Below are 12,680 nucleotides of genomic sequence, written 5' to 3'. Positions count from 1 at the left end.
TATATGGGCGCGGACGAGGAGCCTGAAGCGCCATGAACCGCTACGAGCGGCCGCCCTCTTCGGGCGAGGCCGAAGTCCGCTATCTGGACGCCGATTTTCGAGTGATGCGGCCCGGCGCTTTCGTGCGCTGCGCCGTCACCGGCGAGCGCATTCCGCTCGAGGAGCTGCGCTACTGGAGCGTGGAGCGCCAAGAGGCCTATGCGGGCCCCCAGGAAGCGCTCTCGCGCGCTCTCGGAAAGGCCTGAGGCGCCCTGACGCCTCGTCAGCCGGCGGCGCTCGGCGCCGCGTCGGGCTCCAGCAGCTTGTGCAGGTGCACCACGAAATACCGCATATGGGCGTCGTCGACGGTCGCCTGCGCCTTGGCGCGCCAGGCCGACTTGGCGCTCTCATAGTCCGGGAAAATCCCGACCAGGTCGAGCGCCGACACCTCGCGGAACGAGACGCCGGAGACGTCCTCCAGTTCGCCGCCGAAGACGAGGTACAGCGGCTGCTTGGCGAAGACGTCGCTCATCGATAGGGCTCCAGGGCTGCAAGCGTCTCGCGCTCGGCGTCGAGCGCGGCGAGAAGGGCGCGGTGGCGCGCGGGCGGCGCGGCGACCAGCCCGCCGTGGCGCGTGGTCGGCCGGTTATAGCCGGGAATCGCGCCGTCGAAATTCGTCAGCAGCGCGCCGGCCTCCTCCAGGATGAGATGGGCCGCGGCGATGTCCCAGTCATGGGCGTTGGGCCGCGCGATCGCGGCGTCGAGGCCTCCGGAGGCGACCTTCACCAGCCGGTTCGCGAGCGCATAGAGCCACGGGCCGCGGCTGACCCCGTAGGGCTCGAGCGGGCCGAGCAGCGACTTCGGGCCGCCGACTCGGGCGCCCCCAAGCAGCGGCGGATCGGGCGTGACCAGCGGCTCGCCATTGCGGGTCGCGCCGAGGCCACGAAAGGCCTCGAAGGTCACGTCGTTGCAGGCGTCGAACACGACGCCCGCGATCGGAGCGCCGTCCTCGACCAGCGCCACAGACACCACCCATTCGGGCCTGCCCTCGATGAAGGCGCGGGTGCCGTCGATCGGATCGACCACCCAGACGCGGCGGCGCGTCAGCCGCTCGGGCGTGTCGGCGGTCTCTTCCGACAGCCACCCGGAGCCCTCGACCAGCGGCGGCAGATGCGCGGCGAGGAAGCGATCGACCGCGAGGTCGGCCTCCGTGACCGGGCTGTTGTCGGACTTGGTCCAGCGCTCCGCTCCCTCGCGGAACATGCGAGCCGCGATCGCGCCGCCCTCGCGGACGGTGTCGGCAAGCACGCCCGCAAGGCGTTCGAGATCGATCGGCGCGTCGGATGAAGGCACGGTGACGGAAGATCCGGTTCGAGGGAGATCGCGCGCAAAGCGCTTTCCCCAAAGTGGTGGGACAGCAGGGCTGACGCAAGCGCCGCGCCGCGTTCATCACATTCTTACCGTCCCTGGCAAGCTCCTCTTCAGCATGGCGGAAGATCAGCGCCTCCAGAACCGGGGGTCAGAAAACATTCACCAGCTCTGTTAAGCCGAAAAAGCGGTCCCCGAGCGTATGTTCCAGCAACAAACGAAGAGCCCGCAGCATAGGGCCTTCTGGGAGACTGGACATTGGGTAGTCAAACCGACGCCTGCGCGCCGACGCGCGCCGGAACGGGGACGGCCGACCGGCTCGACCCCTTCGCCCTGCCGGTGCGGTTCGCCGCGCCGGACCCTGCCGCCGACGGCGGCGAACGCCGCGTGACCGTCGATTCCGGCCGCGTCGTGGTGGACCGCATGGTGCGCCGCATCGCGATGCGCATCGTGACGCCGCTGTCGACCTTCACCGGCGTCGCCATGCGGGTCGCGCCCGGCGCTGATCCTCACGAGGATCAGGTCGAGGTCGTGCTCGCGCATCCCGACCGCGCGCTCGACGTGCCGCTCGCAAGTGAGCCGCATGACGGCGAGGCGCTCGCCGAGTGGCGCTCCTGGGCGCGCGCGCTGAAGCTGCCGCTGCTGATCGAAGAGCTCGACGGACGCCGCATGACCCTCAACGCGCGGGTCGGCGAGCTCGAGGTCGGCCGCACCCGGCCGCGCCGCCGCCACAGCCTGCTGAAGGGCCGCCGCACGCGTTTCCAGGCCAAGCGCCGGACCGGCAAGCTCAGCGCGGAGACGCCGGTGCATCGCGACGAGCGCGAGATCATCGCCCGCGACTGAGCGCCTTCGGGTCCCGGCCGCTCGGCCGGGACTACACGCGCGTAAAGAACCAGACGCCGAGCGCCGCCAGTATGGCGAGCGCGATCCAGAGCCTAAGCCCGGCCTGGAACAGCACGAAGCGCCGGTGCTCGGGCGGCAGCGGGTCCTTCACGACGGGCTCGGTCATCGCCTCTCAGATCCTCAGCAGGGCGTCGGCGCACAGTCCGAAGAACACCAGCGCGCCGGCCTCGCGGTTCGACTTGAACAGTTTCAGACATAGCGCCGGGTCGGCGATGTCGAGCCGGGCGACCTGCCACGCGCAATGCGCCGCGAAGCCCGCGACGCCGAGAAAACTCAGCGCGCCGCCGCCGGCCGACCAGACGGAGAGCCCGAGCAGCGCGGTCGCGCCGGCGTAGAAGCCGGCGAGGATCGGCCGCGTGCGCGCGCCGAACAGCAGCGCCGTCGAGCCGACGCCGACCAGCGCGTCGTCCTCCTTGTCCTGGTGGGCGTAGATCGTGTCGTAGCCGATGATCCACAGAAAGGCGGCCCCGTGCAGCAGCAGCGGCGCGAGGTCGAGCCGACCGAAGGTCGCGCTCCAGCCCATCAGCGCGCCCCAGCCGAAGCACACGCCGAGCATCGCCTGCGGCCACCAGGTGACGCGCTTCATGAACGGATAGAGCGCGACCGGCAGCACAGAGCAGAGCCCCACCAGGATGGCGAAGGGCGGCAGCGCGAGCAGCACCGCGAGCCCGACCAGCAGCAGGACGCCGAGAAAGACCGCCGCCGCCTTCGGGGTGATCTGGCCGGACGGCAGCGGCCGCGAGCGGGTGCGGGCGACCTTGGCGTCGATGTCGCGGTCGACGAGGTCGTTATAGGCGCAGCCCGCGCCCCGCATCGCGATCGAGCCGATCGCGAACAGCGCGAGATGCCATGGATTCGGCCACGGCGCGCCGGCGGCCACGGCCGCAAGCGCGCTCGACCACGCGCATGGCCAGAACAGCAGCCACGCTCCGATCGGCCGGTCGGCCCGCGCGAGCCTGAGATAGGGCCGCCAGGCGACCGGCGCGCGCCGGTCCACCCAGTTCGCGGGCGGCGCGTCGGCGACGGGGGCGTGAATCTGCGACATGGGCGCTCAGCTACCGGATCGTTACAGGCGACGCCATCGCGCCGCGCCGGTCAAGCGCAGGGGCGCGCGCCGCGCGAGACCACCCTGAGACTTGGGCTGCGCCGCCGGACGGCTTAAGACGGCCGCCGGACCTCCAGGAGCCAGGCCTTGGCCGCCTACGACTTCGCCTCCACCCGCCTATTCGTCGAGGCGCCGCTCGCCGAGGGCGCCGGCGTCACGCTCGAGGACGCCCAAGCGAACTATGTCCGCAACGTTATGCGCATGGCGGCGGGCGATGGGCTGCTGCTGTTCAACGGGCGCGACGGCGAATGGGGCGCGCGGATCTCGGAGGTCGCCAAGAAGCGCGTGACGCTCGTCGCCGAGCGCCGCACCCGGCCGCAGACGCCGCCCGGCCGGCTCCGCTACCTGTTCGCGCCGCTGAAGCACGCCCGGCTCGACTACATGGTCCAGAAGGCGGTCGAGATGGGCGCGTCCCGGCTCTCGCCGGTGATCACTCGCCGCACCCAGGCGAGCCGCGTCAATCTTGAGCGGATGCGCGCCAACGCAGTCGAGGCGGCCGAGCAGTGCGGGGTGCTGGCGCTGCCGGAGATCGACGAGCCCGAACCGCTCGCGCGCCTGCTGGACGGCTGGCTGGCCGACGCCGCCCTCGCCTTCTGCGACGAGGATTCGGGCGCGCAGGACCCTGTCGCGGCGCTGAGGCCGCTCGCCGGCCGGCCGATCGCGGTGCTGATCGGCCCGGAGGGCGGCTTCGACCCGGAGGAGCGCGCCGCGCTGCTTCGGCTGCCGTCGGTCGTCCGGCTGTCGCTCGGGCCGCGAATCCTGCGGGCCGACACCGCCGCGGTCGCGGCGCTGGCCCTCGTCCAGGCCACGGCCGGAGACTGGCTCGACGGCGGCGGTTGACCCTCTGTTAACCACGTCGGGCCATGGTTCCGTAGCGAAAGACCGCGGGCTCCCCGCCCCGCGCTGCGTTGCCTAAATACCGCACCGCGGCGGGACTCAGCGGCCTCCCGCGAAGTTGGCGAGCCTAATGGCCCGCTCCCGGCGTATAGGCGTAATGGCGCCGTCGACACGCGACGGACTTCCTACGAGTCAGTGCGAACGCTCCATGTCGACAGGCCTTTTCTCGCGCACCGTCGCAAAATGTTTCCCGGTCTGGGCGCGGCGGGCGGCCGTGCTGGCCGTGCCCCTGATGCTCGCCGCCTGCGCGGGCTCGAAGCCTTTGCCGCCGGCGAGCGCCCCCGATCCGATGGCGTTTGCGCCCGCGCCGGTGCCGACCTCTCCGGCCTTCACGCCGGACGTGAGCGACAGCGGCCGCTACGGCGTGGTCGCGGACGAGCCGTTCCCGGTCAAGCCGGTGAACCTCCAGAAGATCGACCCGCAGTTCCTCAAGCAGGTCGTGCCGAACACCACCGGCGAAGCGCCCGGGACGATCGTCATCGACCCGCATGAGCGCCACCTCTACCTCGTGCAGGACGACGGCACCGCCATCCGCTACGGCGTCGGCGTCGGCCGCGAGGGCTTCGCCTGGAGCGGCACCGCCTATATCCGCCGCAAGCTGGAGTGGCCGGACTGGCACCCGCCGGCAGAAATGGTCGCCCGCGACCCGCACGCCCGGCCTTACGCCGACGGCATGCCGGGCGGCCCCGGAAACCCGCTCGGCGCCCGCTCGATGGCGCTGTGGGAAGGCAATCGCGACACCCTCTTCCGCATCCACGGCACGATCGAGCCCTACTCGATCGGCAAGGCGGTCTCTTCGGGCTGCATCCGGATGCTCAACCAGGACGTGATCGACCTCTATTCGCGGGTGCCGCTCGGCACCAAGGTGGTCGTCCGGTCCTGATGCAGGAGTTCGGACCCGCGCCGGGGGGCGAGCGGGTTCGCGGGCGGACGCGCAAGCGTCCGCCATCAGATGGCCGGACCGTCCGGGGGGCGGTCCGGCCATTTCGTTTTTGATCCAGTGGACGGACCCCGAATGACCGATCGAGACCGCTTCGCGCCTGCAGCCGCAGGCCTGACCCGTCGCGCCTTCGTGGCGACTGCTCCGCTCGCGCTCGCGGCCTGCGCCGGCGTCCCAAGCATGAACATGGGCGACCTGTTCGCCGGCGACAGCGGCTTCGACTATTCCGAGATTTACGGCTCCAAGCCGGACGAGAAGTTTCCGCTGCCGGCGATGAACTGGCGCAGCCTCGACCCTGCGGTGTTGCGCCGCCGAGTCGCCGATCCGACCGGCGAGGAGCCCGGCACGATCGTGGTGCGCCCGGTGGAGAAGCACCTCTATTTCGTGCAGGACGGCGGTCGCGCGATCCGCTACGGCGTCGGCGTCGGCCGCGAGGGTTTTGAATGGAGCGGGCGCGCGAAGGTCGCCCGCAAGGCGCAGTGGCCGCGCTGGACGCCGACGGCCGACATGATCCGCCGCAACGCCAAGCTCTACGGACCCTGGGCCGGTGGCATGGACGGCGGCCTGCAGAACCCGCTCGGCGCGCGCGCCCTCTATCTTTACCAGGGCGGCCGCGACTCCTCCTACCGCATCCACGGCACCAACGAGCCGCGCTCGATCGGTCACGCGATGTCGTCGGGCTGCATCCGCATGTTCAACCACGACATCATCGATCTCTACGATCGCGCTGGCGTCGGCACGCGCGTGCTGATCCGCGGCTGAGACGCGGCCCGCCCGGCGGCTCGCGGCCACAAGCCGGAAGGCCTCGCGGCGCGCGCAAGCCCGCCGCGCCCGGCGCCTACTGGACGCCTCCGCCTCAAGTCCCTAACTGACGGCGCTCTTTCCCGCGGGATACCCGATGGCGCGCGACCAGACTGACTCCACCCCGATCACGTCGCGCGACGAGCTCGTCGCCTATCTGGCGGAGGGCTGCCGGGCCCCGGCCGATTTCCGCATCGGCACCGAGCACGAGAAGTTCCCGTTCCGACGCGCCGACCTGTCGCCCGTCGCCTATAGCGGCCCGGCCGGCATCAGGGCGCTGCTCGACGGCATGCAGGGCCTGCTCGGCTGGGAGCCGATCATGGAGGCCGGCCACATCATCGGCCTCTACGACGTGACCGGCGGAGGCGCGATCAGCCTGGAGCCGGGAGGCCAGTTCGAGCTCTCCGGCGCGCCGCTCGAGACGCTGCACCAGACCTGCTCGGAGCTGCACGCCCATCTGGCGCAGGTGCGGCAGGTGGCGGATCCGCTCGGCCTCGGCTTCCTCGGGCTCGGCATGAGCCCGAAATGGACGCTGGCCGAGACGCCGGTCATGCCCAAGGGCCGCTACGACATCATGACCCGCTACATGCCGAAGGTCGGCTCCCGCGGCCTCGACATGATGTACCGGACGGCGACCGTGCAGGTGAACCTCGACTTCTCGAGCGAGGCCGACATGGTGCGCAAGATGCGCGTCGGCCTGGCGCTGCAGCCGATCGCGACCGCGCTGTTCGCAAACTCGCCGTTCACCGACGGCGCGCCGAACGGTTTTCTGTCGATGCGTTCGGAGATCTGGCGCGACACCGACAACGCCCGCGCCGGCATGCTACCCTTCGTGTTCGAGGACGGCATGGGGTTCGAGCGCTACGTCGACTATGCGCTCGACGTGCCGATGTATTTCGTGAAGCGCGGCGACCACTATCATGACGTCGCCGGCGCCTCGTTCCGCGACCTGATGGCGGGGCGTCTGCCGCAGCTTCCGGGCGAGTTTGCGACGGTCGCCGACTGGGCGAATCATCTGTCGACGATCTTCCCGGAGGTCCGGCTGAAGCGCTTCCTGGAGATGCGCGGCGCCGACTCCGGGCCGACGAGCCGGATCTGCGCCTTGCCGGCCTTCTGGGTCGGGCTGTTCTACCACCAGCCGAGCCTCGACGCGGCCTGGGAGCTGGTGAAGGGCTGGTCGGCCGAGGAGCGCCAAGCGCTGCGCGACGCGGTGCCGGCGCAGGGGCTCGCCGCCCGCATCGGCAACCGCACCGCGCTCGAGGTGGCGCGCGACGCGCTGGCCCTCACGGAGGCCGGCCTTGCGGCGCGGGCGCGCCAGAACAGCTTCGGCGACGACGAGCGCATCCACCTCGCCCCGCTGCTGCGGGTGGTCGAGGAGGAGAAGTCGCTCGCCCAGACGCTGTTGCAGAAGTACGACGCCGAGTGGAGCCGCAGCGTCGATCCGGTATTCGAGGAGCTCGCCTACTAGGCGGCGCAGCGGTCGCCGGGGCAGCGGTTCACCTCGATCGTGAGGTGGCTCAGCTCCCTCAGATCGGCAAGCTGCGCCTTGTAGGTCTCGGGCTCCTGCGGCTCGTGCGTCACCAGCGCCACGATGGCGGACAGGTGGCCGGGGCCGACCCGCCACAGATGCAGGTCGCAGACCCGCACGTCGCCGACCTCGAGCCGCTCGCGGATTCTGCGTTCCAGCGCCGGATCCGCCGGCGCGTCGATCAGCGTGCCGCCGGTCTGGCGGGCGAGCGAGACCGACCAGGACCCGATCATCACCGCGCCCATCACGCCGACCGCGGGGTCGATCCAGAGCCAGCCGAACATCCAGCCGGCGAACAGCGCCGCGATCGCAAGCACCGAGGTCAGTGCGTCGGCCAGCACGTGCAGATATGCGCCGCGCAGATTGTGATCGGCGACGCCCTTGGCCGGCGCGTGATCATGGTCGTGATGATGGCCGCCATGATCGTGGTGGTGATGCGCGTGCTCATGCTCCCCGGCGCCGCCATGGCCGCCGAGCACCACGGCGCAGACGATGTTCACCAGCAGGCCGAGCACTGCGACGATCATCGCCTCGCGGTAGAGCACGTCCTGAGGGCTGGCGAGCCGCAGCAGCGATTCCCACGCGATCGCGATCGCCACCACGGCCAGCACGATCGCGTTGGCGAAGCCCGCGAGGTCGCCGATCTTGCCGGCCCCCATCGCCAGGCGCGGGTCGCTGGAGCGCGCGGCGGCGATCCGGTAGGCGAGCGCCGCGACCCCGATCGCGCCCGCATGGGTCGCCATGTGGAAGCCGTCGGCGAGCAGCGCCATCGAGCCATAGGCCCAGCCGGCGACGATCTCGACGCCCATCGCGGCCGCCGTGACGATCATCGCGATGCGGGTGCGGCGCGCGTTGCGGGCGTGGTCGCGACCGAGGAAACGGTGCTCGTGACGGAACGGGACGACGTGTTCGCCGCGGGGCATATGCATCTGCGCGCTCTCCTCAGGACCGGAGATCGCGTCGCGGCCCCGCGCCGTCAACCCGGCCGGCTATTCGGCGGCTTCGGCCTGCGCGGCGGCCGACATGTTGTCGAGGCTCGCCACGATATGGTCGGCGAGCGCCTGCGCGGTCTCGGTGACGGCGCCCGGATTGCGCAGCAGCGCGATCTTGCAGCTCGGCAGCGCCGGGAAGCCCTCCGCGGCGCCCAGCACGCGCATGCCCGGCCGCAGCGCTGACTCCGGCACGACCGAGACCGCGAGCCCCGCCAGCACTGCAGCGCCGACCGCCGCGAAATTCCGGCTCGAATACAGCACCCGGTGCGGCCGCTCGATCTCCTGCAGCTTGGCGATCGCGGATTCGCGCCACACGCAGGCGACGTGGCTGAGCGCGAGCGGGATGACCGGCTCCTCATGCGCCATCGAGCGCTGCGACGTCACCCAGAGCAGCGGCTCCTGCCGGATGACCTCGCCGACCGGCTTGCGGGCGGCGTGGGTGATGATCGCGAGGTCGAGCTCGTCGCGGGCGATCATCTCGACGAGCTGCACCGAGGGCTCGCACACGACCGTCACCTCGACGAGGGGGTTCGAGGCCGAGAAGCGCGCCAGGATCTCCGGCAGGTAGCGCTCGGCGTAATCGTCCGGCAGGCCGAGCCGCACCCGTCCGGTCAACGCGTCGTCCGCGAAGGCCGAGATCGCCTCGCGCGAGATGTGGATGATGCGGCGGGCGTAGTCGAGCAGCCGCTCGCCATCCTCGGTCAGCCGGTTTCCGCGGCCGTCGCGGGCGAACAGCGGCCGCCCGACCCGCTCCTCGAGCCGCTTCATCTGCATCGAGACCGCCGACTGCGTCTTGAACACCACGTCGGCGGCGCGGGTGAACGAACCGGTGTCGACGATCGCGACGAAGGTCCGGAGCTGATCGACGTCCAGCAGGGCGACCATGCAAGTGCCTATCACTCAGAATGATGGGCTACATTACGATCATTCGTTTTACTGATCAATCGGCGAGATCTACCAGAGAGCTTCAACGCAAGCCAGGCAGGAGACTTCCAATGTCGATCGAACTGCGGCCCAGCGCGCCCGCTTTCGACGGCGTTTTGCGCATGCTGACGGGTTCAGGCCGCGCCGCGGCCGTATGGCTGCGCGACCTCGGCGTTTCGCTCGTGCGCCGCAAGATGGTGGCGGATCTCGGCCGGATGGACGACCGCATGCTGGCCGATGTCGGGCTGACGCGGTCCGACCTCAGGGCGGCGGCCGAATGGTCGCTGTGGGCGGATCCGACCGATCGGCTCGCGGCGCTCGCCGAGGAGCGCCGGAGCGCCCGCCGGTCGCGCGCCTAGGCTTTGGGCTCCTTCGGGCCGAAGAAGGCGTCGAAGATCTGCTCCATGGCGCGCGCATTCTGCGCCGACAGTTCGCGGCCGGTCTCGACGAGTTCGTCGAAGGCGCCGGTCGCGGTCCCCGCCGGCCGGGGCTCGTCCCCCGTCCCGGCCGGCGGCTCTTTCTGGTCTTCCGGCGGCTTCCGGCTGGGCGCCCCGCCGAACATGCCGTTGAGCATCTCGGCCATCATGTCGCCCATCATCATCGCGCCGCCCTCCTGGGGCCGATCGGCCCCGGCCTTGGCGCCGGCCTGGCCGAAGCCGCGCATCCACTCCTCGAACGGGTTGTGCGGCGCCTCGCCCGCCGGCGTCTGCGACGCGCCGGACGCCGCCCGCATCGCCTCGCCCCAGAACGCGCCGAGCGCGCCCGGGAAGCCCGACGTGGCGCCGCCGCCGGCGGCGCCCTGCGCCGCCTTGGCGAAGCCGCCGACCAGGATGCTGGCGAGCGCCGGCAGCACCTTGCGGATGATCTCCGCCTGCACGCCCGAGGCGGCCGCCGCCTGCGCCGCCACCGCGCGGGACACCTCCTTGGAGCCGAACAGCGCGCCCAGCGCCTCCTCGCCCGCACTGGTCGCCGCCTGGTCGAACGCCGCCGCCTGCGCCTCGAAGGCGCGCGCATAGGTCTCGGTCTGGAGCAGCTCGGCGAAGCGGCGCGCCGCCTGGTCGTTCTGCGGCTGGCGCTGGAACCCTTGCGCGAAAGCCGGCGTCAGCGCCGCGACGGCGGCCCTGATCTGCTCCGGCGACATGCCATAGGCGCGGGCGAGATTGTCGAACGCCGCGCCGCCCTGCGCCTGCCGCAACAGCTCGAACATGTTGATCATGGCGTTCCCCTCGCCGCGGCGCGCTTCCGGCGCTCGCCCGAGGCGAGACTATGGCGCCCCGGCGGGGCGCGCCAAGATTCGCGCGCCGGTCTATTCGGCGGGAGCGGCGGCGGGCGCGCCGGCTGCGGGGCCGTCCGCCGCCGCCTCGCCGTCGATCTTCTGGCCCTTGCGGCGCGGCTGCGACAGCGGCTCCGGGGTCGGGCGGTTGGTGTAGGCGAGGTGGCGGCCGGCGGTGATGCCCTCGACCTTCTGGATCTGCAGGCGCTGCAGGTCGCGCAGCCGGACGTCGCCCTCGATCTCGGCGGCGCGCTCCGGATCGACGCCCACCGCCTCGAGCGCCAGCCTGCCCAGCACCAGCGCGCTCTCGAAGGTCTCGCGCACCACGTTCTCGACGCCCACGCCGTAGAGGTCGAGGGCGTGGCCGCGGTCGTAGGCCTTCACCACGAGCTGCGCGAGCGGGAAGTGCTTCTGCAGCGTCTCGACCACCCGGCGGGTGGTTTCCTGGTCGTCGATGCAGACCACGATCGCGCGCGCCTCGTCGGCCTTGACGGCGCGCAGCACGTCGAGCCGCGAACCGTCGCCGTAATAGACCTTGAAGCCGAACTTCGCCGCCTGCTCGACGCGCGCGGCGTTGGCGTCGATCAGCGTGGTCTCGACCCCTTCGGCGAGCAGCAGCTGGGCGGCGATCTGGCCGACGCGCCCGAAACCGATCACCAGCACCTGCCCCTTGGCGTCGGTGTAATCCGGGGTCGGGCCGTCGACATGCGGTTCGAGCCGCGTCGCGAGCCGATCGCACAGCGTCACCAGAGCCGGCGCGGCCATCAGGCTGAGGGCCGCCAGCGCCGACAGCAGGCTCGCGGTTTCGCCGTTGATCAGGCCTTCGCTGGCCGAGAGCGGCGCCAGCACGAAGGCGAATTCGCCGGCGCCCGCGAGCAGGCCGCCGATGCGCAGCGCCGACGGCAGCGGCGAGCCGAACAGCCGCGCCAGCGCGCCGGCGATCACAACCTTGAGCGCCAGATAGCCGATGACCGCGACAGGCAGCAGCAGGAAATGCGCCGCCACGACACGCATGTCGATCGTCATGCCGATGCCCATGAAGAACAGCGCGATCAGCAGGCCGCGGAACGGCTCGACGTCGGCCTCGAGCTCGAGCCGGTAGGACGAGCCGGCGAGCAGCACGCCGGCCAGGAAGGCGCCGAGCGCCATCGACATGCCCGCGGCGTGCGAAATCTCGGCGGCTCCGAGCACGACCAGCAGCGCGGCTGCGGTCATCACCTCGCGGGCGCCAACGCCGGCGAGCAGCCGGAACAGCGGATTGAGCAGGTAGCGGCCGGCGACCACGATGGCGGCCAGCGCGCCGGCGCCGACGGCCGCCGAGGCGAGCGCCTGCATCCAGTCCGTCGCGTGGTTTGACGGACCGTCGCCCAGCATCGGCACCAGCGCCAGCGCCGGCACCACCGCGAGGTCCTGCGCGAGCAGCACCGCGAAGGTGCGCTCGCCATAGGGCCGGTTGAGGTGGCCGCGGTCCTGCAGGATGCGCAGCGCCATCGCGGTGCCCGAGAAGGCGAGCGCGATGCCGACCGCGATCGCGGCCGGAGGCTTCAGGCCCGCCGCCCAGGCGACGCCGGCGAGCGCGGTCCCGGTCAGCAGGATCTGCAGCCCGCCGAAGCCGATGATGAGCCGGCGCAGCGCGATCAGCCGCTCGATGCGCAGCTCGAGCCCGATCAGGAACAGCAGCATCACCACGCCGATCTCGGCGACCTGCAGCACCGCGCCCGGATCCTGGATCAGCGCGAGCGCGGCCGGCCCGATGATCACGCCGGCGATCAGATAGCCGACTGCGACGCCGAGCCCGAAGCGCCGCGCGAGCGGACCGGCGACCACCGCGGCGCCGAGGAAGATGAGCGCTCCAATCAGGGGGCTGGCGGCCGAGGCGTGTTCCATGGGCGCTCCTGAAAGGGATAGTTTCCATGTGCCCTGCCGGCGGACGTCAGGGCAAGAGCCGCGCGCGCATTGCAGCGTGTCGA

General features: G+C 71.4%; 15 protein-coding genes. 7 read left to right on the top strand and 8 right to left on the bottom strand.

The features are described from left to right. Positions 1-32 precede the first annotated feature (32 nt). On the top strand, positions 33-245 hold the full coding sequence (locus VM780_RS15680; protein WP_325449010.1) for a DUF2093 domain-containing protein: 213 nt from the start codon (positions 33-35) through the stop codon (positions 243-245). A gap of 17 nt (positions 246-262) precedes the next feature. On the opposite strand, the gene VM780_RS15675 is transcribed toward VM780_RS15680, so the two are convergent. Together VM780_RS15675 and VM780_RS15670 are read right to left on the bottom strand one after the other, a co-directional pair. Then, positions 263-511, bottom strand: coding sequence for a DUF4170 domain-containing protein (locus tag VM780_RS15675; RefSeq protein ID WP_325449008.1), 249 nt, complete (start codon positions 509-511; stop codon positions 263-265). Further along, positions 508-1,332: a 3'(2'),5'-bisphosphate nucleotidase CysQ gene (locus VM780_RS15670; RefSeq protein ID WP_325449007.1), complete on the bottom strand. Its 825-nt coding sequence runs from the start codon at positions 1,330-1,332 to the stop codon at positions 508-510. Before VM780_RS15670 ends, VM780_RS15675 begins: the two co-directional genes overlap by 4 nt. A 273-nt stretch (positions 1,333-1,605) precedes the next feature. On the opposite strand from VM780_RS15670, the gene VM780_RS15665 reads away from it, so the two are divergent. Next, positions 1,606-2,190 (top strand): DUF6101 family protein, encoded by a 585-nt coding sequence (locus VM780_RS15665; protein ID WP_325449005.1) that lies wholly within the window; start codon positions 1,606-1,608, stop codon positions 2,188-2,190. 31 nt (positions 2,191-2,221) lie between these two features. Here VM780_RS15665 and VM780_RS15660 read toward each other — a convergent pair whose 3' ends face one another. Then, positions 2,222-2,356 carry a hypothetical protein gene (locus tag VM780_RS15660; RefSeq protein WP_325449003.1) on the bottom strand — a complete coding sequence of 45 codons (135 nt, stop codon included), beginning with the start codon at positions 2,354-2,356 and terminating at the stop codon, positions 2,222-2,224. Between the two features lie 6 nt (positions 2,357-2,362). Continuing rightward, on the bottom strand, positions 2,363-3,295 hold the full coding sequence (gene ubiA, locus VM780_RS15655) for a 4-hydroxybenzoate octaprenyltransferase (protein WP_325449001.1): 933 nt from the start codon (positions 3,293-3,295) through the stop codon (positions 2,363-2,365). A gap of 147 nt (positions 3,296-3,442) precedes the next feature. On the opposite strand from ubiA, the gene VM780_RS15650 reads away from it, so the two are divergent. The 4 genes from VM780_RS15650 to VM780_RS15635 all read left to right on the top strand — a co-directional run bounded on the left by VM780_RS15650 (position 3,443) and on the right by VM780_RS15635 (position 7,461). Next, positions 3,443-4,195, top strand: coding sequence for a 16S rRNA (uracil(1498)-N(3))-methyltransferase (locus tag VM780_RS15650; protein ID WP_325448999.1), 753 nt, complete (start codon positions 3,443-3,445; stop codon positions 4,193-4,195). Between the two features lie 205 nt (positions 4,196-4,400). Then, on the top strand, positions 4,401-5,135 hold the full coding sequence (locus tag VM780_RS15645) for a L,D-transpeptidase (protein WP_325448997.1): 735 nt from the start codon (positions 4,401-4,403) through the stop codon (positions 5,133-5,135). 132 nt (positions 5,136-5,267) lie between these two features. Then, positions 5,268-5,954: a L,D-transpeptidase gene (locus tag VM780_RS15640; RefSeq protein WP_325448995.1), complete on the top strand. Its 687-nt coding sequence runs from the start codon at positions 5,268-5,270 to the stop codon at positions 5,952-5,954. A 136-nt stretch (positions 5,955-6,090) separates the two neighbouring features. After that, complete coding sequence (locus VM780_RS15635; RefSeq protein WP_325448993.1) at positions 6,091-7,461, top strand: glutamate--cysteine ligase; 1,371 nt, start codon at positions 6,091-6,093, stop codon at positions 7,459-7,461. On the opposite strand, the gene dmeF is transcribed toward VM780_RS15635, so the two are convergent. Continuing rightward, positions 7,458-8,450, bottom strand: coding sequence for a CDF family Co(II)/Ni(II) efflux transporter DmeF (dmeF, locus tag VM780_RS15630; protein ID WP_325448991.1), 993 nt, complete (start codon positions 8,448-8,450; stop codon positions 7,458-7,460). The genes VM780_RS15635 and dmeF overlap by 4 nt on opposite strands. A 60-nt stretch (positions 8,451-8,510) precedes the next feature. Next, positions 8,511-9,398 (bottom strand): LysR substrate-binding domain-containing protein, encoded by an 888-nt coding sequence (locus VM780_RS15625; RefSeq protein ID WP_325448989.1) that lies wholly within the window; start codon positions 9,396-9,398, stop codon positions 8,511-8,513. 110 nt (positions 9,399-9,508) lie between these two features. On the opposite strand from VM780_RS15625, the gene VM780_RS15620 reads away from it, so the two are divergent. Continuing rightward, positions 9,509-9,796, top strand: coding sequence for a DUF1127 domain-containing protein (locus VM780_RS15620; RefSeq protein WP_325448987.1), 288 nt, complete (start codon positions 9,509-9,511; stop codon positions 9,794-9,796). Here VM780_RS15620 and VM780_RS15615 read toward each other — a convergent pair. Together VM780_RS15615 and VM780_RS15610 are read right to left on the bottom strand one after the other, a co-directional pair. After that, on the bottom strand, positions 9,793-10,653 hold the full coding sequence (locus tag VM780_RS15615; protein ID WP_325448985.1) for a DUF937 domain-containing protein: 861 nt from the start codon (positions 10,651-10,653) through the stop codon (positions 9,793-9,795). The genes VM780_RS15620 and VM780_RS15615 overlap by 4 nt on opposite strands. A gap of 90 nt (positions 10,654-10,743) precedes the next feature. Continuing rightward, the gene (locus VM780_RS15610) at positions 10,744-12,597 is read right to left on the bottom strand and encodes a monovalent cation:proton antiporter-2 (CPA2) family protein (RefSeq protein ID WP_325448983.1); all 1,854 of its coding nucleotides are present in this window, start codon (positions 12,595-12,597) and stop codon (positions 10,744-10,746) included. Positions 12,598-12,680: the final 83 nt, after the last annotated feature.

The organism is Hansschlegelia sp. (assembly GCF_035538955.1).
Classification (GTDB): domain Bacteria; phylum Pseudomonadota; class Alphaproteobacteria; order Rhizobiales; family Methylopilaceae; genus Methylopila.
The sequence above is the reverse complement of the archived record's forward strand: the minus strand, read 5'-3'. Positions and strand labels throughout refer to the sequence as shown.

Excerpts from the sequence above, each read along its gene's own strand:
- VM780_RS15625 (WP_325448989.1), bottom strand. The coding sequence starts at position 9,398 with ATGGTCGCCCTGCTGGACGTCGATCAGCTCCGGACCTTCGTCGCGATC.
- VM780_RS15645 (WP_325448997.1), top strand. The coding sequence starts at position 4,401 with ATGTCGACAGGCCTTTTCTCGCGCACCGTCGCAAAATGTTTCCCGGTC.
- VM780_RS15635 (WP_325448993.1), top strand. The coding sequence starts at position 6,091 with ATGGCGCGCGACCAGACTGACTCCACCCCGATCACGTCGCGCGACGAG.
- VM780_RS15675 (WP_325449008.1), bottom strand. The coding sequence starts at position 511 with ATGAGCGACGTCTTCGCCAAGCAGCCGCTGTACCTCGTCTTCGGCGGC.
- VM780_RS15680 (WP_325449010.1), top strand. The coding sequence starts at position 33 with ATGAACCGCTACGAGCGGCCGCCCTCTTCGGGCGAGGCCGAAGTCCGC.
- ubiA (WP_325449001.1), bottom strand. The coding sequence starts at position 3,295 with ATGTCGCAGATTCACGCCCCCGTCGCCGACGCGCCGCCCGCGAACTGG.
- VM780_RS15620 (WP_325448987.1), top strand. The coding sequence starts at position 9,509 with ATGTCGATCGAACTGCGGCCCAGCGCGCCCGCTTTCGACGGCGTTTTG.
- VM780_RS15640 (WP_325448995.1), top strand. The coding sequence starts at position 5,268 with ATGACCGATCGAGACCGCTTCGCGCCTGCAGCCGCAGGCCTGACCCGT.
- dmeF (WP_325448991.1), bottom strand. The coding sequence starts at position 8,450 with ATGCATATGCCCCGCGGCGAACACGTCGTCCCGTTCCGTCACGAGCAC.
- VM780_RS15660 (WP_325449003.1), bottom strand. The coding sequence starts at position 2,356 with ATGACCGAGCCCGTCGTGAAGGACCCGCTGCCGCCCGAGCACCGGCGC.
- VM780_RS15615 (WP_325448985.1), bottom strand. The coding sequence starts at position 10,653 with ATGATCAACATGTTCGAGCTGTTGCGGCAGGCGCAGGGCGGCGCGGCG.
- VM780_RS15610 (WP_325448983.1), bottom strand. The coding sequence starts at position 12,597 with ATGGAACACGCCTCGGCCGCCAGCCCCCTGATTGGAGCGCTCATCTTC.